We start from the raw sequence: 17,658 nt of genomic DNA, 5'->3' as shown, positions 1-17,658 counted from the left end.
GAGGTCGTCGGGGCCGGGGCCGGGGCGCTGGTCGTGGTCGTCGTGGGTGACGGTGCCGGTGCGCTGGTCGTCGTGCTGGTCGGCGACGGTGCCGGCGCCGAGGTGGCCGTCGCCGAACTCGTCGGCGCCACCGACGACGACGTCGGCGACGGGGCCGGCGACGAGGTGGTGCTCGACGTGGTCGGGGCCGGCGACGTCGTCGTGGACGAGGTCGTCGGCGCCGGTGCCGGCGCGGGCGCCGCCGCGACCAGGTTCCATGCCGCGAGGGCGGTCTGCTGGAACCCGAGCGTCGCGCCCGAGCTCGACAGGTAGGCCCACTCGCCGATCGATCCGGTCTGCGGCAGGGTGCCGGCGCTGTCGTTGTAGGTCAGCTGCCACGCCGGGACGGCGGTGCCGTCGAGCCAGGCCCGGACGCTGAGGCCGACCGGTGCCGAACCGCTGACCAGACCCTCGAGGTCGAGCACCTGGCCCGGCGTCACCTTGAGGGTGAGCGTCTTGTACGCGAGCGAGGTCTCGGCGCGGTTCACGCCGAGACGCGACAGCCCGAGGGTCAGCTTCCCGGACGGGTCGATGCCGACGGACGCGCGGTACCCACGCCCGTCCGCCTGCCTGCGCAGTTCGACGCCGAAGTAGAGCGGCCCGGTGCTGCTGTTGAACTTGGGCACCACGATCGAGGTGCGCATCTGCTCGTCCGTGCCCGTCGCCGGCAGGGTCGCCGCGATGGACTGGCCGGGCCGGATCGACGTGAACGACGCGCGTGCGCCGCTGACGGAGACACCGACGTTCGAGGGGGCCATCACCGAGTAGGCGCCGCCGAGGTCGGCGGTGCCGAGGCCCGAGGCGACGGTGCGGCCGAACGCGTCCGAGGCGATCGGCTGCGGGGTCAGCGTCGCGCTCCCGGCAGGGTCGGCGCCGGATGTCGCTGCGACCGCGCCGACGGCGAGGATGACGCTGCAGACGCCGGCGGCTGTACCGGCCTTCCTACGGGACTGGATCTTCGAGGCACGGTGCTGGCGGCCCTGGGTCGTGTCGTGCGGCATGTGCGTGGGACTCCTGGGGTGGTCACGACCGCCCATGTCGGCGGTCTGGTCCCCCCGCTGACTTCACACGCATCTTATTCGATGTGTGGTTGGCGTCAAATACTTGACGCCGTCTCAGGCGCAACTTCGACGGGTCGGGCTGGTCACGATCCATCGCGTCGGCTGCACAGACCCTTGCACAAGTACGGTTCGGGCTGACGGGCGGGTACCCGCACGACCGGATCGAGGGGGGTTGAAGATGACCTACGTCCGCTATCCGCCGCGGTGGCGCAACATCCTGGTCCCCCTCGGCCCGCGCCGGAACGCGGCACTCGGCATGACGCTGTACACCGCGTGCCGACCGCTGCCCCTCGCCGCGCACCGCGCGCTCTGGGCGGCGGCGAGGCTCGCCGGCCCGAGGGTGCTGCCCGGACCGCGCGAGACCTGGACGCCGGACGTCCCCGACCCGGTCTGGCGCGCCCTCGTCGAGCAGTGGTCCGCCGCCGGAGGCGGCCGGCCGACCGGCTTCGCGATCTACTCGCGGATCCAGGCCTCCCGGCAGGCGCTCGTGCTCCTGCTCTGCACGCCCACCCCGATGCTGGTGCGGGTGCGGCCCGACGACACCGCGCTGTCGCTCGAGCAGCGCGTCAGCGCCGCCGCGAACGCCGACGGCGTCGGCACCGCCGCCTTCCGCGTCCCGCGCGTCGTCGGCAGCGGCGAGGCGGACGGGTGGCACTGGCTCGGCTACGAACTGATGGCCACCCGACCGCATGCGCCGGTCGGCGCGGTCGGCGCGGCCGCCCTCGCCCAGATCTCCCGCATCGTCGACGCGGTGCTGCCGCGGCCGGCGGACGTGCCGGCGCACTGGCAGGGCGCGCACGGGGACCTGACGCCCTGGAACTTCCGGCGGGCCGGCGGCCGCGACTGGCTGATCGACTGGGAGGACGTCGGGTGGGCGCCACCGGGGGCCGACGCGGTCTTCTTCGCGGCCAACACGGCCGCTCTGCGGGACGTGCCGTCGGGCCCGCTCGCCGTCGATCCTGCCCACGAGGAGGCGCGGCGGTACTGGTTCGACCGCGTCGCCGCCCGCCGTGTCGAGGACGGCGAGGTGCAGTTGCAGCAGCGGCTGTTGACGCTGCTCGGCGATCACGCATGATCGCCCTCGGCGCCCACACCCTGCAGTAGGGTGGCCCGCATGTCCGCCCGGCCGGCCATCGGCAACCCTCGACGGCCGGTGATCCGCCTGGGGCGGAACGTGATCCGTGGCTTCGGCATGGCGACGGCACGGTGGCGTCCGGACCCCGAGTTCCTCGTCATCGGCGGCAAGCGCACCGGGAGCACCGCGTTCTTCTACGACCTGCTCGAGCACCCGTCGGTCAGCGAGCTGTTCCCCCGGCCGGACCGCCTGCCGAAGGCGACGGCGACGAAGGGCATCCACTACTTCGACCAGAACTACTTCCGCAGCGAGCGGTGGTACCGGTCGTACCTCCCGAGCGAGCGGGTGCGCCGTCAGCTCGCCCGGCGGACCGGTGGCCGGGTCATCACGGGCGAGGCGTCGCCCTACTACCTGTTCCACCCCGCGGCGGCGGAGCGCGCGGCGGCGATGCTGCCCGAGGCCAAGATCATCGTGCTGCTGCGTGATCCCGTCGAGCGCACCTACAGCCACTGGAAGGAGCGGCGGCGCGCCGACGCCGAACCGTTGTCGTTCGCCGAGGCGCTCGAGGCCGAGGAGACGCGGCTGGCCGGTGTCGACGACGCGCGCCTCGCCGATCCGTCCTTCTACAGCTATGCGCACGAGCAGCAGTCCTACGTGCGGCAGAGCGAGTACGACGTGGCGCTCGGCCGCTGGCTCGAGCGCTATCCCCGCGACCGGGTGCTGGTGCTGCGCAGCGAGGACTACTACCGCGACGGCGCAGCGACGCTGGCGACGGCGCAGCAGTTCCTCGGCCTGCCCGTGCGCGCGATCGGCTCGGCGTCGATGCGCAACGCCGCCGAGGGCGCGCCGCTCGACCCGGCGTTGCGCGCGCGCCTCGCCGCCCACTTCGCCCCGCACAACGAGCGGCTCGAACAGCTGACGGGGATGCATTTCAACTGGTGACGCGGCCCGGGCGTGACCCCCGGCCACGTACGCTGGAAGCAACCCGTCCGCCGCTGCGTGCGGGCCGTTCGTGTTGCCCGAAAGGCGTTCCACCCGTGTCGCTCTCCGCCGTCCTGCCGGCCCTGCTCGCCGCCCCCGCCGATCCGGCGCTGGCGGCCCTCACCGACTCGATCGGCGCCCGCGAGCTGCTGGTGAGCGGCCCGCCGGCGCTGCAACCGTTCGCCGTCGCGGCCGTCGCCACGGGCGGCGGGAGGCCCGTGCTCGCCGTGACGAGCACCGGCCGTGAGGCCGAGGAACTCGCGTCCGCGCTGCGCTGCCTGCTCGACCCCGACCAGGTCGCGCTCTACCCCGGGTGGGAGACCCTGCCGCACGAGCGGCTCTCGCCGCGCGCCGACACCGTCGGGCAGCGGCTGGCCGTGCTGCGGCGCCTCGCCCACCCGTCCGAGGACGACCCGGCGGCCGGCCCGTTGTCTGTCGTCGTCGCGCCGGTGCGTTCGGTGCTGCAGCCGCAGGTGCCCGGCCTCGGTGAGCTGCAGCCCGTGCAGCTGCGTGCCGGCGACACCGACGCCGATCTCGGCGTCATCACCGCCGAGCTGGTGAACGCGGGCTACTCGCGCGTCGAGCTGGTCGAGAAGCGAGGCGACTTCGCGGTGCGCGGCGGCATCCTCGACGTCTTCCCGCCGACCGAGGAACACCCGCTGCGCGTGGAGTTCTGGGGCGACGACGTCGAGGAGATCCGCTACTTCAAGGTCGTCGACCAGCGCTCGCTCGAGATCGCCGAGCACGGCCTGTGGGCGCCGCCGTGCCGCGAGCTGCTGCTCACCGAGGACGTGCGGGCCCGCGCCGCCGACCTGCTGGCCGCACATCCCGAGCTCGGCGAGCTGCTCGAGCCGATCAGCCGCGGCGAGGCCGTCGAGGGCATGGAGGCCCTCGCGCCCGTGCTCGTCGACCGGCTCACCCTGATGCTGGACGAGCTGCCCGACGGCGCCCACGTCATCGTCTGCGACCCCGAGCGGGTGCGCACGCGCGCCGCCGACCTCGTGCGCACGTCGCAGGAGTTCCTGGACGCGTCGTGGGCGGTCGCTGCCGGCGGCGGGCAGGCGCCGATCGACCTCGGCGGCGCGTCGCTGCGCGAGCTGGACGACGTGCAGGACGAGGCACGCGCGGCGGGCCTGCCCTGGTGGGGCATCACCGCGCTGACCAGCGACCTCGGCACCGCATCGGCGTTCGCGTCCCCGGCCTCGTACCGCGGCGACACCGAGGCCGCGATGGCCGACCTCAAGTCGTGGACGCGTGACGGCTGGCGCGTCGTGCTGGTGTTCGACGGGCACGGTTCGGCGCAGCGCGCGGTCGAGCGGCTCTCGTCGGCCGAGGTGCCGGCGCGGCTCGTGGCGCACCCGTCGGCGGAGCCGGGCGTCGTCGAGGTGACCACCGGGCACCTGCCCGGCGGCCTGGTCGCCGAGTCGCTGAAGTTCGCCGTGCTCACCGAGGCCGACCTCACCGGCCAGCGCGGGTCGCTCACCAAGGACACCAGCCGCATGCCGTCGCGGCGGCGCAACGCGATCGACCCGATCCAGCTGCGTCCCGGCGACTTCGTGGTGCACGAGCAGCACGGCGTCGGCCGCTACATCGAGATGGTGCGCCGCACGATCAACGGCGGCGAGCGCGAGTACCTCATCCTCGAGTACGCGGCGTCCAAGAAGGGGCAGCCGCCCGACCGGCTGTTCGTGCCGACCGACTCGCTCGACCAGGTCACGAAGTACGTCGGCGGCGAGGCGCCGTCGCTGTCCCGGCTCGGCGGCGCCGACTGGGCCAAGACGAAGGGCCGGGCGCGCAAGGCGGTCAAGGAGATCGCCGCCGAGCTGATCCGGCTCTACTCGGCGCGCATGGCCACCAAGGGCCACGCCTTCGCACCGGACACCCCGTGGCAGCGCGAGCTCGAGGACGCGTTCGCCTTCGTCGAGACGCCCGACCAGCTGGCCGCGATCGACGAGGTCAAGGCCGACATGGAGAAGCAGCTGCCGATGGACCGCATCATCTGCGGCGACGTCGGCTACGGCAAGACCGAGGTCGCGGTGCGCGCGGCGTTCAAGGCGGTGCAGGACGGCAAGCAGGTGGCCGTGCTGGTGCCGACGACGCTGCTGGCCCACCAGCACCTGCAGACCTTCACCGAGCGCATGGCGCAGTTCCCGGTGACGATCAAGGAGCTGTCGCGCTTCACCCCGCCCAGTGACGTGGACGAGATCGGGAAGGGCATCGTCGACGGCTCGGTCGACATCGTGATCGGCACGCACCGCCTGCTGCAGCAGACGGTGCGCTTCAAGGACCTCGGCCTGGTGATCGTCGACGAGGAGCAGCGCTTCGGCGTCGAGCACAAGGAGTACCTCAAGGGGCTGCGCACGGCCGTCGACGTGCTCACGATGTCGGCGACGCCTATCCCGCGCACGCTCGAGATGTCGCTGACCGGCATCCGCGAGATGACGACGATCCTGACGCCGCCGGAGGAGCGGCACCCGATCCTCACCTTCGTCGGCGCCTACGACCAGCGGCAGATCGCCGCGGCGATCCGGCGCGAGCTGCTGCGCGACGGCCAGGTGTTCTACGTGCACAACCGGGTCGAGTCGATCAACCGCGCGGCGGCGCGGCTGCACGAGGCGGTGCCCGAGGCGCGCATCGCGGTCGCGCACGGCCAGATGGGCGAGCACGCGCTCGAGCAGATCATGGTCGGCTTCTGGGAGAAGCAGTACGACGTGCTCGTCGCCACCACGATCGTCGAGTCGGGGCTCGACATCCCGAACGCGAACACGCTGATCGTCGAGCGCGCCGACACCTTCGGCCTGTCGCAGCTGCACCAGCTGCGCGGCCGCGTCGGGCGAGGCCGCGAGCGCGGGTACGCGTACTTCACCTATCCGCCCGAGCGCCCGCTCACCGAGACGGCCTACGACCGGCTCGCCACCATCGCCCAGCACACCGAGATGGGTGCCGGCATGGCGGTGGCGATGAAGGACCTCGAGATCCGCGGCGCCGGCAACCTGCTCGGCGGCGAGCAGAGCGGCCACATCGCCGGCGTCGGCTTCGACCTGTACGTGCGGCTGGTGGGGGAGGCGGTCGCCGACTTCCGCGGTGACACGCAGGAGGAGTTCAGCGAGGTCAAGGTCGACCTGCCGGTGGACGCAAACCTGCCGGTCGAGTACCTGCCCGGCGAGCGGCTGCGGCTCGAGGCCTACCGGGCGCTCGCGTCGGCGACGACCGACGAGCGCGTCGACGCGGTGCGCGCGGAACTGCTCGACCGGTACGGGCCGATCCCGCCCCAGGTCGAGAACCTGCTCGCCGTGGCCCGGTTCAAGGTGGCCTGCCGCGCGTACGGCGTCACCGAGGTGTCGCTGCAGGGCACCAACGTGCGCTTCTCGCCGCTCGAGCTGCCCGAGTCGGCCCAGCTGCGGCTCAAGCGGCTCTACGACCGCTCGCTGTACAAGCAGGCGGTGGGGACGATGTCGGTGCCGCGTCCGAAGGGGGTCGTGAAGCCCGACGGATCCTTCGCCGAGGCGAAGTTCGGCGGCGAGCCGCTGCGCGACATCCCGCTGCTGACCTGGTGCGTCCAGGTGCTCGAGCAGGTGACCGGCGGCGTCCCCGCGGCCGTCTGACCAGATCGCCCTGCAAGATCGACACCCGCCTGAACCGGGAGGGGCCGGTCCGGACGGGTGTCGATCACGGGTTGTTCCGTGCCGGGTCATGCGCGTCTGGCATTGTGATGGCGTGCACTCGCGCCCGCTCGCCGTCGCCCTCGCCGGCGTCATCGCCTGCTTCGGACTCACCTCGTGCCGCACCAATGTCGGTGTCGCAGCACGCGTGGACGGGCACACGATCAGCGAGTCGGCCCTCGACGGTTACCTCACCGCCGAGGGTCCGGACGCGGCGACGCTCGCGCAGGCGCAGCAGTCGGGCGGCTCGGTGCAGCCCAAGACGCTCGCGCTGCAGTTCCTGCTCGGCGAACAGGTGTACGCGGCGGCGCTGCGCTCGACGCCCGGTGGTGTGCCGAGCGACAGCGAGCTGGCCAAGCTGCACGACGAGGCGGCGCAGCGGCTGCTGCAGGCGCAGGCGACCGGGTCGACGCTCGATGCGGAGTTCAGCCAGCAGCTGGTGAAGTTCGGGCTGAAGGCGAGCCTGCTCAAGGTCATCCTGCGGCAGGCCGAGCTCGCCGACGCGTACGTCAACCGCGAGAAGATCGGGTCGGCGCAGGAGCTCACCAGCAAGGTCGCCGCGCTGAAGATCCCGGTGACGGTGAACCCCCGCTACGGCACCTGGCAGGCGACCACCCTGCAACTCGACAGCGCGCCGACCGCCGGGCTGCCGTCGTACCTGCGGGCGGCCTCGGCGTCGGCGGCGCCCGCGGGGCAGTAATGCCCGTGCCGGAGCTCGAGCGCGCGGTCGAGATCATGGACCGGCTGCGGTCGCCCGGCGGGTGTCCGTGGGACGCCGAGCAGACGCACGAGTCGCTGACGCGGTACCTCATCGAGGAGGCCTACGAGGTCGTCGAGGCGATCGAGACCGGCGACCTGCACCTGCTGCGCGAGGAGCTCGGCGACCTGCTGCTGCAGGTGCTGTTCCATGCCCGGATCGCGCAGGAGCGTCCGGACGGGTTCTCGATCGAGGACGTCGCGGGCGACCTCGCCGACAAGCTGGTGCGCCGGCATCCGCACGTCTTCGCCGGTGCCGAGGCCGGGTCGGCCGACGACCTGAACGAAGCGTGGGAGCGGAACAAGGTCGTCGAGAAGCAGCGCACGTCGGCGGTCGACGGCGTGCCCGTCGCCCAGCCCGCGCTCGCGCTCGCCGGCAAGCTCGTCTCGCGCGCCCGGCGGGCCGGTCTGGCGGTCGAGCCGCCGGCCGGGGAAGAGATCGGTGCACGGTTGTTCGCCGTGGTCGAGGACGCCGTGGCCGCCGGTGTCGACCCCGAGACGGCGCTGCGGCGGGCGGCGCTCGAGTACCGCCGGCGCATCACCGCCGCCGAGTCGCGGACATGAGAAGACCCAGCCGGTCGCATGGGGGTGACGACCGGCTGGGCACCACCGACAGTAATGGTCACTCGACGCGGGGACAACACGGGTTGACGGTGTGTCACGGGCGGTCCCACTCCGGTCTCAGGCGGCTCAACGGGCGTTGCGCCCGCGTCCGGTGCTCGTCGGCGGGGCGGTCCGGTGATCGGCCCCGGCCCGGTTAGGGTTTGCCCAGCACATGCACGACCGCAGCCGCACCACCGCAGAGCAGAGCAGGAGGGCCGTCGTGGCCACCATCGAGGACGTCACCGCCCGCGAGATCCTCGACTCGCGGGGCAACCCGACCGTCGAGGTCGAGGTGGTGCTCGACGACGGGTCGTTCGCCCGCGCGGCGGTGCCGAGCGGTGCGTCCACCGGCGCCTACGAGGCGGTCGAGCTGCGCGACGGCGACGCCCGCTACGGCGGCAAGGGCGTGCAGAAGGCGGTCGCCGCGGTGCAGGACAGCATCGCGCCCGAGATCCTCGGCATCGACGCCACCGAGCAGCGCATCCTCGACCAGGTGCTGCGCGACCTCGACGGGTCGCCGGACAAGAGCACGCTCGGCGCGAACGCCATCCTCGGCGTCTCGCTCGCGGTGGCCAAGGCCGCCGCCGAGTCGGCGAGCCTGCCGCTCTACCGCTACGTGGGCGGGCCGAACGCCTACCTGCTGCCGGTGCCGATGATGAACATCCTCAACGGCGGCGCCCACGCCGACTCGAACGTCGACGTGCAGGAGTTCATGATCGCCCCGATCGGGCCGCCGACCTTCGCCGACGCCCTGCGCACCGGCGCCGAGGTCTACCACGCGCTGAAGTCGGTGCTGAAGCAGCGCGGCCTGTCGACCGGCCTCGGCGACGAGGGCGGCTTCGCGCCGAACCTCGACAGCAACGCCGCGGCGCTCGACCTCATCGGCGAGGCGATCCGCCTGGCCGGGCTCGAGCCGGGCCGCGACGTCGTCTTCGCCCTCGACGTGGCGGCGACGGAGTTCTACCGCGACGGCGCGTACCGGTTCGAGGGCGCGGCGAAGACGTCCGAGCAGATGATCGAGTACTACACGTCCCTCATCGACAACTACCCGATCGTCTCGATCGAGGACCCGCTCGCCGAGGACGACTGGCCCGCCTGGATCGAGCTCACCACGCAGCTGGACGACCGGGTGCAGCTCGTCGGCGACGACCTGTTCGTCACCAACCCCGAGCGGCTGGCGCGCGGCATCGAGCAGGGGGCGGCGAACGGGCTGCTGGTGAAGGTGAACCAGATCGGCACGCTGAGCGAGACGCTCGACGCCGTCGACCTCGCGCACCGTCACGGCTACCGCTGCATGATGAGCCACCGCTCGGGCGAGACCGAGGACACGACCATCGCCGACCTCGCCGTCGCCACCAACTGCGGCCAGATCAAGACCGGCGCGCCGGCGCGCAGCGAGCGGGTGGCGAAGTACAACCAGCTGCTGCGCATCGAGGAGGAGCTCGACGACGCCGCGCGGTACGCCGGCGCCGCCGCCTTCCCGCGGTTCGTCGCGGGCGACGACGCACCGGAGGCCTGATCGTGGCGTGGCGCGAGAGCGCCGGTCGGGCCCGCCCGGTCGTCACCGGCCGGGCGCTCGTGCTCGGCGGCGTCGTCGTGCTGCTCGTGGTGCTGCTGGCCTCGCCGCTGCACCGGTACCTCGCCAGCCGCGGCGAGGTGGCGGCCGCCGGGCGCCAGCTGCACGACGACCAGCGGGAGCTGTCGGCCCTCACCCGCCAGAAGGCGCGGTGGAACGACCCGGGCTACATCCAGCAGCAGGCGCGGGAGCGGCTGCAGTTCGCGATGCCGGGCGACACCGTCTACGTCGTCGTCGACAAGGGCGCGAAGACCGACATCGAGAAGACGGCCGGCACCGGCACGGCGCAGGCGGCGAAGGGCACGACCTGGAACGCCCGGCTGTGGAACTCGATCGACGCCGCGTCCAAGTGACGTCGCGTCGTCCGTCGTGACCGACGAGCTGCCCGCTGCGCTGCGCGCGGTCGTCGCCGCACAGCTCGGCCGCGAGCCGAGGGCGATGCGCGCCGTCGCGCACGAGTGCCCGTGCGGGCTGCCCGACGTCGTCGAGACCTCGCCGCGGCTGCCCGACGGCACGCCGTTCCCGACGCTGTACTACCTCACCTGCCCGCGCGCGGCCTCGGCGATCGGCCGGCTCGAGGGCTCGGGGCTGATGAGCGAGATGACCGACCGGTTGCGCACCGATCCCGCGTTGGCCGACGCCTACCGGGCCGCGCACGAGGCGTACCTCGCCCGGCGCGAGTCGATCGCGCACGTGGACGAGATCGCGGGCGTCTCGGCCGGCGGCATGCCGAACCGGGTGAAGTGCCTGCACGTGCTCGTCGGCCACGCCCTGGCGGCGGGGCCGGGCGTCAACCCGCTCGGCGACGAGGCGCTCGCGCTGCTGCCCGAGTGGTGGGCGGCGGGGCCGTGTGTCGCGGCGCCCGATGGTGGGACGTCGGACGCGGCCGACCCCGGGGCGTCCGTAGATTCGTCGGGGTGAGCTCCCCGCACCGCGCCGCCGGCATCGACTGCGGCACCAACTCGATCCGCCTGCTCGTCGCGGACATCCGCGACGACGGCGCGCTCGTCGACGTGCACCGCGAGATGCGGGTGGTGCGGCTCGGCCAGGGCGTCGACCGCACCGGCCGGCTCGCGCCGGAGGCGATCGAGCGCACCCGCGCCGCGCTGGTCGACTACGCGGCGCTCATCACCGAGCTCGGCGCGCCGCCGGTGCGCATGGTCGCGACCAGCGCGACGCGCGACGCGGCGAACCGCGGCGCCTTCGTCGCGATGGTGCGCGACGTGCTCGGCGTCGACCCGGAGGTGATCACCGGGACGGAGGAGGCGGCGTTGTCCTTCGCGGGCGCCGTCGCCGGACTGCCCGGTGTCAGGGGGCCGCTGCTGGTGGCCGACATCGGCGGTGGCTCGACCGAACTCGTGCGCGGTGATGCGGCCGGCGGTGCCGAGCTGCTCGCCCACAGCATGGACGTCGGCTGCGTGCGCATGACCGAGCGGCACCTGCACGACGACCCACCGACCGCCGCCCAGGTCGAGGCCGTGGTCGAGGACGTTCGCTCGGCGCTGGCGGCCGCGGCGAAGGACGTGCCGCTGCAGGACGGCGCCGCGCTGGTCGGTGTCGCCGGCACGGTCACCACGATCACCGCGCTCGCGCTCGACCTGCCGGCCTACGACCCCGACCGCATCCACGGCTCGCGGATCAGCGCGGCCGACGTCGACGCGGTCACCGAGCGCTTACTGGCCATGACGCGCGCTGAACGTGCCGCGCTGCCGGTGATGCATCCCGGACGCGTCGACGTGATCGGCGGCGGCGCGCTCGTGCTGCGCACCCTCGTCCGCGAGACCGGCGCCGCCGAGGTGATCACCAGCGAGCACGACATCCTGGACGGGATCGTGCTCAGCGTCCTGCGCTGAGCCCCCTCGGCCTCCAGCTGATCTTGATGCGTCCGCCGGGGCGTGACCCGGCCACGGCATCCGGGTCAGGCGGGGGCAGGGGCGGCGGTGGTGTCGCCGGCGGCGCGGGCGGTCTCGCCGACGGACTTCGCGAGCTGCTTCTGCAGCTTCTTCTCGCGCCGGGTCGGCTTCGGCGGCGGCGGCTCGCTGCCGGTGATCGCGCGGAAGCCGGCCTCGGCGACACGGCGGGTGACGATCTCGGTCGCGGCGAGGCCGGCCGCCGACAGGGCGGCCCAGGCCAGCGCGTCCGACCACTTGGCGCTGCGGTCGGCGACCAGCTTGGGCGGGTCCTCCGGGTGCGCGGCGAACCAGGTCTTCTCGACGGCGCGCTGCACGACGATCCCGACCGGGATGCCGATCAGGGTCGTCAACAACCGCATGGTCACGCGGGATCCGGCCTGTGCCACGAGCGCCTCCGTCAGTCCTGCCTGCGACTCACCCTAGCCACCTGCCAAGCTGGCCCGCGTGAGTGTGCCGCCGGGATCGGGCTGGCCGGGCGACCGGGCCACGCCGCGCACGCCGGTCGCGCGCTCGGCCGAGGACGTCGCCCGCCTGGTCATGACCACGCGGTCGCTCGACCAGCTCAGCGCGCGCTCGACGGTCTGCCGCGCCTGCCCGCGGCTGGTCGCCTGGCGCGAGGAGGTCGCCCGCGAGAAGCGCCGCGCCTACCTCGGCGACACCTACTGGGGGCGCCCCGTCGCCGGTTTCGGTGACGAGCACCCCCGTGTCCTGATCGTCGGGCTGGCCCCCGCCGCGCACGGCGCGAACCGCACCGGCCGCATGTTCACCGGCGACCGCAGCGGCGACTGGCTGTACGCGGCGCTCCATCGGGTGGGCCTGGCGAACCAGCCGACCTCGGTGCACGCCGACGACGGACTCACCCTGCGCGGCGCCCGGATCACCGCGCCGGTGCGGTGCGCGCCACCGGCCAACCAGCCGACGCCCTACGAGCGGGACACCTGTCGGATGTGGCTGGCCCGCGAGCTGCAACTGGTGTGGAGCGACGTGCGCGCGATCGTCGTGCTCGGCGGCATCGGCTGGGGCGCGTTGTGGCCGGCGCTCAGGGCTGCCGGCCTCCCCACGGTGTCGCCGGTGCCGAAGTTCGGCCACGGCGCCGAGGCGAACGTCGACGGACGCACGGTGCTCGGCTGCTACCACGTCAGCCAGCAGAACACCTTCACCGGCAAGCTCACCGAGGCCATGCTGGACGCCGTGCTCGGCCGCGCCCGCGACCTCGCCGCCCTCTGAGGAGCCGCATGTTCACCGACAGCTCGGCCTACGAACGGTTCATGGGGCGCTGGAGCCGTCGGCTCGCGCCGCTCGTCGTCGACTTCGCCGGTGCGCAGGACGGCGAGACCCTGCTCGACGTCGGCTGCGGCACCGGCTCGCTGACCTCGGCGCTGGTCGAGGCGAACCCGTCCGGGCGGGTGCTGGGCGTCGATCCGTCCGAGGACTTCGTGCGGCTCGCGACCGAGCGGGTGCCCGCGGCCGACATCCGGGTCGGTGACGCGATGGCGCTGCCCGTGCCCGACGGCACCGTCGACCGCGCCATCGCCGCCCTGGTGATCAACTTCGTGCCGTCCCCGGCGGGCGCGCTGGCGGAGATGGCCCGCGTGGTGCGTCCGGACGGCGTCGTCGCGGCAGCACTGTGGGACTACGACGGCGGCATGCAGATGCTCACCCACCTGTGGGACGCCGTGCGCGAGCTGTTCGGCGACGCGCGGCCGGCGGCGTCCGAGCACGCCGTCCTGTGTCACCGCGGCCGGCTCGCCGAGCTGTGGCGGGCGGGCGGCCTGGTCGACGTCGACGAGCGGCCGCTCGAGTTCGGGTGCCCGTTCGAGTCATTCGACGACTTCTGGGAGCCGTTCCTGTTGCGCGTCGGGCCACCCGGCACCTACATCGCGGCACTGTCGGACGCCGGCCGCGACCGGCTGCGGGCGGCGCTGCACGACCGGCTGGGCGACGGACCGTTCGAACTCACGGCGCGAGCCCTGGCGGTGCGGGGCGTACGGCGCTGAGTGTCGGATGCGCGGGCGGGTGCGGCGGGCAGCAGCCCCACGCACGGCCGTGCCGTCGGCAGACGTCGATCAGCCGGTGAGGGCGGCGCGCACCTCGTCCGGCAGCGGGGTGGGCCGGTCGTCCTCGCCGACCAGCACGTAGGTGGTCGTGACGCGGCAGCACTCGCCGGCGTCCGTGCGGATCACGAAGTGCATGTCGAAGCTGCTGGTACCGAGGCGTTCGCACGAGGCATGGACCGCGACGACGTCGCCCCACCGGGCCGAGCCGCTCCACCGCAGGTGCGAGTCGACGAGCATCACCCGCTCGGCGACGGCGAGGATGCCGCGCTGCGCGCAGAACGCCCCCACCGCCTCGTCGCAGTAGAGCAGGTAGTGGGCGTTGAAGACGACGCCCTGCTGGTCGGCCTCCGCGTAGCGGACGGGGGCCGACCAGGTCGGGCCGGTCGGGCCGCTGCGGACGGGATCGGTCGCCATGGTCTGCAGTCTGGCAGTCACACTGGTCGCGCGCCCCCGTAGCCCAATGGCAGAGGCAGACCCCTTAAAAGGGTCGCAGTGTCGGTTCGAGTCCGACCGGGGGTACCGAGAGACCCCTCGGCGGGACCATGCCGAGGTCGCGGCGTGGGCCCCGTCGGGGGCCTCGCGATCAGCGGTGGGCGCGGGACGCGCGCGCGGCCGAGCAGCGGACGCACGTGCGGGTCGCCGGCAGCGCGGCCAGGCGCTCGGCGCCGATGGGGCCGCCGCACTCGGTGCTGCGGCCGTAGTCGCCGGCGCCGAGCCGCTCGATCGCGGCGTCCAGGTCGGTCAGCTTCTGCTGCGCGCGGGTGCGCGCCGCCGCCAGCTGCTCGCGTTCGAAGGCGACGGTGGCGCCCTCGGGATCGTGCTCGTCGTCGATGTTGCTGCCGGCCGCGGCGTCGGCCACCGCGGCCAACTCGGCGGTCATCGCGTCGATCCGGCGGGTGAGGTCGTCGCGTTCGGACAGCAGCGCCGACCGCGTCTCGAGCTCGTCGCTCACGCAGGCAGCACGGACTGGATCGCCTCGCGCACCTCGGGGGCGTCCGGGGTGGTCTGCGGCGCGAAGCGCGCGACGACGCGGCCGTCCGGCGCGAGGACGAACTTCTCGAAGTTCCAGCGGATGTCGCCGTCGTGGCCCTCGGCGTCGGCGGTCTCGGTGAGGCGGGCGTAGATCGCGTCGCGGCCGGGCCCGTTCACCTCGATCTTGGACGAGAGGGGGAAGGTCACGCCGTAGGTGGCCGAGCAGAACTCGGCGATCTGCTCGGCGGTACCCGGCTCCTGACCACCGAACTGGTTGCACGGGAACCCGAGCACGGTGAAGCCGCGGCCGCCCAACTCCTCCTGCAGCTGCTCGAGCTGGGTGTACTGCGGGGTGAGGCCGCAGCGGCTGGCGACGTTCACGACGAGCGCGGCGCGGCCGTCGAGCAGCCGGCCGAGCGTCGTGTGCTCGCCCTGGAGGGTGGTCAGATCGGCGTCGAGGAGGTCGCTCATGCTGACGCCAACCCGAGCTGCGACCGCCTGATTCCCGGAACGGAAGGGCTGTCCGCGGGCACCTGTCGCGCCACGTCCTACGATCTCGTCTTGATGAGGACGAGCCTGCTGCGTCTGCGACGGCGCGTCGTGGCCCTGGCCCTACGACTGGGATCGTTCGTCGCGAGCGTGCGCTGGATCCTGCTCAGCCTCGTGCTGGCCACGGTCGGGGTGGTGGGTGTCTACGTCGCCATCCCGCTCGCGCTGAACCTCGCGCTCGCGGTCGTCTCGGCGGTGCTGGCACTGCTCGAGATCCGTGCGTTCCGTGCTCGACAGGCCGAGACACAGTTCCAACCACGGACGACCGACACCTTCGAGGATGTCCGCACGGCGCTCGCCGGCTGCCCGCGATTCGAGTTCTTCGACTACGTCGGGGGGACGTTCGTGTACGACAGGGTGGCGTCGACGTGGATCGACGACCCCTCGACCGAGGCGGCCGTCCGGTCTGTCGACTACGTCCTGCCGGCTGAGCTCCGCGAAGCCGGTCGGTTGTTCCAACGCCGGCGTGTGTCGGGGAACGCGCATGCCTACAACGACGTGGTCCTGGGCCTCGACACCGACGTGGGCTACGGCTCGGACGCGCCTCCGAAGGTGCTGACCGTCGTGGCTGGTCGGTACTGGGACTACCTCGCGTCCGACACCTTCGCGATGCACGAGGTCGTGGTGCGAGGTCACCGCCGCACCGACCTGGGGCGCCCGCTGGTCTTCGACCGCGATGGGCGGCCGCGTGACTTCGCGTCGAGTTGGTTGTTCAACGGCATCGGGCTGTCCGTGCTCGCGATCACCACCGACGGCCGCTTCGTGGTCGTCACCCAGTCGCTCAACAACGACAGCTCACAGGGTCTCTTCGCGCCGACCGGATCCGGTGCTGCCGAGCCGAAGGACTTCCGCGGCGCCGCGGTGCTGCCCGCGCGCGACCTGTTCCGCAACGGCGCCCTGCGTGAGGCCGCCGAGGAGTCCGGCATCGGCGAGCACGAGGTCGCGTCGACCGCTGTGCTCGGCTTCGGTCGCTGGTTGCAGAAGTCGGCGGCGCCTGAGGTGCTGCTCGTCGCCCTGCTCAGCATCGACTCGCACGAGGTGCGACGCCGGGCGGTGCCGGCGCTCGACCGGCCCTACACCGTCACCGCCGAACCCGAGCGCTTCATCGGACCGCCGTCGAGCTGGCGAGCGGACGATCTGTCGACGATGGTCGAACGCCGGTTGCTCGATGCGATGTCGCTGCCGCTCGGCGCCTCGTTGAGCTTGCTGGCCCGCGCAGTCGGTCAGGGGCACGACCCGGTCGCCGCCGAGGTGCTGCGGCGGTGCGGGTGACCGCGAGCGGGCGGCGCGGACTGCGGTCGCCCGATCAACCCGCGATCCCCAGGACCAGCGGGTACACGGCCGCCGCACCGGCCTGCCGCAGCTGCCGCGCGACGACGGTGAGCGTCCATCCCGAGTCGGTGAGGTCGTCGACGAGCAGCACCGACCGCCCGTCGACGGCGGCGGCGATGTCGTCGGGCAGGGGATAGGCGTTCCAGACGTCCCGCAGCCGGAGCGCGCTATTCGAGCGACCCTCGGCGGATGCCCCGCGGTGCGGCACGACGCCGAGATCCTCGAGCCGCCCGAGCCCGGCGAGGCGGGCCGCCAGCGAGCCGATCAGCTGCGGCCGCCGGTGCGAGCCGACGGCGACGACGCACGACGGCCGCTGCTGCCACCCCCACGCCGCGAGCACCTTGACCGCTGCCTGGACGAGCGCGTCGGAGACCGGCGCATCGGGCACCCCTGTGCCGAGCGCCGCGCGCACCGCCGGCCCGAAGCCGAGATCGGTCATCCGCGCGACGGCGCGGCCGGCCTCGGCCTGCTCGCCGGGCGGGATCTTGCCGCGCAGGTCGACGCCGAGATTGCGCATGGCGCTCGGCCACATCCGGCGCGGGTCGAACGGCACACCGGGGACCGCGAGCCGCTCGACCGCCGCCTCGACCGCGCCGCCGCCGACCTCGAGCGGCAGGTGGAGGGCCCCGCAGTTGTCGCACCGGCCGCAGTCGGCCGCCTCCGGGTCGTCCAGCGCCTCGCGCAGGAACCGCAGCCGGCAGCGATCGGTGGCGAGGTAGTCACGCATCGCCTGCTGCTCGTCGCGCCGCACCTGTGCCACCCGCTCGTACCGGTCGGCGTCGTAGACCCACGGCTCACCGGTGGCGACCCAGCCGCCGCGCACCCGCTTCGCCGCGCCGTCGACGTCGAGCACCTTGAGCATCGCCTCGAGCCGCGACCGCGAGAGGTCGACGTGCGTCTCGAGCTCGGCCGTCGAGATCGGGGTCTCGTTCAGCGCGTGCAGCGCCGTGCGCACCTGCGTCTCGGACGGGAAGCCCACCGAGTCGAAGTACGCCCACACCGCTTCGTCCTCGCTGCCGGGCAGCAGCACGACCTCGGCCGAATCGACACCGCGGCCCGCGCGGCCGACCTGCTGGTAGTAC

17 protein-coding genes, 1 tRNA gene and 1 pseudogene are annotated in these 17,658 nt (G+C 73.2%); 13 read left to right on the top strand and 6 right to left on the bottom strand.

The annotated features are described in order from the left end of the window. Positions 1–1,040, bottom strand: a pseudogene (locus ACTHMS_RS20730) (hypothetical protein); the annotation flags it as partial. 238 nt (positions 1,041–1,278) lie between these two features. On the opposite strand from ACTHMS_RS20730, the gene ACTHMS_RS20725 reads away from it, so the two are divergent. The 9 genes from ACTHMS_RS20725 (at position 1,279) to ACTHMS_RS20685 (ending at position 11,606) form a co-directional block, all read left to right on the top strand. Beyond that, positions 1,279–2,175 (top strand): phosphotransferase, encoded by an 897-nt coding sequence (locus tag ACTHMS_RS20725; RefSeq protein ID WP_440308557.1) that lies wholly within the window; start codon positions 1,279–1,281, stop codon positions 2,173–2,175. A gap of 39 nt (positions 2,176–2,214) precedes the next feature. Further along, positions 2,215–3,117 (top strand): sulfotransferase domain-containing protein, encoded by a 903-nt coding sequence (locus tag ACTHMS_RS20720; RefSeq protein ID WP_440308556.1) that lies wholly within the window; start codon positions 2,215–2,217, stop codon positions 3,115–3,117. A gap of 95 nt (positions 3,118–3,212) precedes the next feature. Continuing rightward, on the top strand, positions 3,213–6,761 hold the full coding sequence (mfd, locus tag ACTHMS_RS20715; protein WP_440308555.1) for a transcription-repair coupling factor: 3,549 nt from the start codon (positions 3,213–3,215) through the stop codon (positions 6,759–6,761). A gap of 112 nt (positions 6,762–6,873) precedes the next feature. Then, on the top strand, positions 6,874–7,518 hold the full coding sequence (locus ACTHMS_RS20710) for a hypothetical protein (RefSeq protein ID WP_440308554.1): 645 nt from the start codon (positions 6,874–6,876) through the stop codon (positions 7,516–7,518). Next, positions 7,518–8,138 carry a MazG family protein gene (locus ACTHMS_RS20705; RefSeq protein WP_440308553.1) on the top strand — a complete coding sequence of 207 codons (621 nt, stop codon included), beginning with the start codon at positions 7,518–7,520 and terminating at the stop codon, positions 8,136–8,138. The genes ACTHMS_RS20710 and ACTHMS_RS20705 overlap by 1 nt, the downstream gene beginning before the upstream one ends. A gap of 259 nt (positions 8,139–8,397) precedes the next feature. Next, positions 8,398–9,696 carry a phosphopyruvate hydratase gene (gene eno / locus ACTHMS_RS20700; RefSeq protein WP_440308552.1) on the top strand — a complete coding sequence of 433 codons (1,299 nt, stop codon included), beginning with the start codon at positions 8,398–8,400 and terminating at the stop codon, positions 9,694–9,696. Between the two features lie 2 nt (positions 9,697–9,698). Beyond that, positions 9,699–10,106 (top strand): FtsB family cell division protein, encoded by a 408-nt coding sequence (locus tag ACTHMS_RS20695; protein WP_440308551.1) that lies wholly within the window; start codon positions 9,699–9,701, stop codon positions 10,104–10,106. Between the two features lie 16 nt (positions 10,107–10,122). Next, complete coding sequence (locus ACTHMS_RS20690) at positions 10,123–10,674, top strand: DUF501 domain-containing protein (RefSeq protein ID WP_440308550.1); 552 nt, start codon at positions 10,123–10,125, stop codon at positions 10,672–10,674. After that, positions 10,671–11,606 carry a Ppx/GppA phosphatase family protein gene (locus ACTHMS_RS20685; protein ID WP_440308549.1) on the top strand — a complete coding sequence of 312 codons (936 nt, stop codon included), beginning with the start codon at positions 10,671–10,673 and terminating at the stop codon, positions 11,604–11,606. The genes ACTHMS_RS20690 and ACTHMS_RS20685 overlap by 4 nt, the downstream gene beginning before the upstream one ends. A gap of 65 nt (positions 11,607–11,671) precedes the next feature. Here ACTHMS_RS20685 and ACTHMS_RS20680 read toward each other — a convergent pair whose 3' ends face one another. After that, positions 11,672–12,016 (bottom strand): DUF4235 domain-containing protein, encoded by a 345-nt coding sequence (locus ACTHMS_RS20680; protein ID WP_440308548.1) that lies wholly within the window; start codon positions 12,014–12,016, stop codon positions 11,672–11,674. Between the two features lie 94 nt (positions 12,017–12,110). On the opposite strand from ACTHMS_RS20680, the gene ACTHMS_RS20675 reads away from it, so the two are divergent. Continuing rightward, positions 12,111–12,893, top strand: a complete 783-nt coding sequence (locus ACTHMS_RS20675; protein WP_440308547.1) for a uracil-DNA glycosylase — start codon at positions 12,111–12,113, stop codon at positions 12,891–12,893. Positions 12,894–12,901: 8 nt separating this feature from the next. Next, positions 12,902–13,663, top strand: a complete 762-nt coding sequence (locus ACTHMS_RS20670) for a class I SAM-dependent methyltransferase (RefSeq protein ID WP_440308546.1) — start codon at positions 12,902–12,904, stop codon at positions 13,661–13,663. 69 nt (positions 13,664–13,732) lie between these two features. On the opposite strand, the gene ACTHMS_RS20665 is transcribed toward ACTHMS_RS20670, so the two are convergent. Then, positions 13,733–14,137 carry an acyl-CoA thioesterase gene (locus ACTHMS_RS20665; protein WP_440308545.1) on the bottom strand — a complete coding sequence of 135 codons (405 nt, stop codon included), beginning with the start codon at positions 14,135–14,137 and terminating at the stop codon, positions 13,733–13,735. Between the two features lie 32 nt (positions 14,138–14,169). Between ACTHMS_RS20665 and ACTHMS_RS20660 the strand changes: the two genes are divergently transcribed. Beyond that, positions 14,170–14,242, top strand: a tRNA-Leu gene (locus ACTHMS_RS20660). Between the two features lie 64 nt (positions 14,243–14,306). On the opposite strand, the gene ACTHMS_RS20655 is transcribed toward ACTHMS_RS20660, so the two are convergent. Together ACTHMS_RS20655 and ACTHMS_RS20650 are read right to left on the bottom strand one after the other, a co-directional pair. Continuing rightward, positions 14,307–14,675 carry a TraR/DksA family transcriptional regulator gene (locus tag ACTHMS_RS20655; RefSeq protein WP_440308544.1) on the bottom strand — a complete coding sequence of 123 codons (369 nt, stop codon included), beginning with the start codon at positions 14,673–14,675 and terminating at the stop codon, positions 14,307–14,309. Then, complete coding sequence (locus ACTHMS_RS20650; protein ID WP_440308543.1) at positions 14,672–15,166, bottom strand: glutathione peroxidase; 495 nt, start codon at positions 15,164–15,166, stop codon at positions 14,672–14,674. The genes ACTHMS_RS20655 and ACTHMS_RS20650 overlap by 4 nt, the downstream gene beginning before the upstream one ends. Positions 15,167–15,259: 93 nt before the next feature. Here ACTHMS_RS20650 and ACTHMS_RS20645 point away from each other — a divergent pair, with 93 nt between their 5' ends. Continuing rightward, entirely contained in the window at positions 15,260–16,516 is a 1,257-nt protein-coding gene (locus ACTHMS_RS20645) for a hypothetical protein (protein WP_440308542.1), read from the top strand. A gap of 34 nt (positions 16,517–16,550) precedes the next feature. Here the strand turns inward: ACTHMS_RS20645 and ACTHMS_RS20640 are convergent. Beyond that, a partial coding sequence (locus tag ACTHMS_RS20640) for a RecQ family zinc-binding domain-containing protein (RefSeq protein ID WP_440308541.1) occupies positions 16,551–17,658 on the bottom strand: 1,108 nt, incomplete at its 5' end.

This window comes from Jatrophihabitans sp. (genome assembly GCF_051960575.1).
Classification (GTDB): Bacteria; Actinomycetota; Actinomycetes; order Mycobacteriales; family Jatrophihabitantaceae; genus JBQCEE01.
The sequence above is the reverse complement of the archived record's forward strand: the minus strand, read 5'-3'. Positions and strand labels throughout refer to the sequence as shown.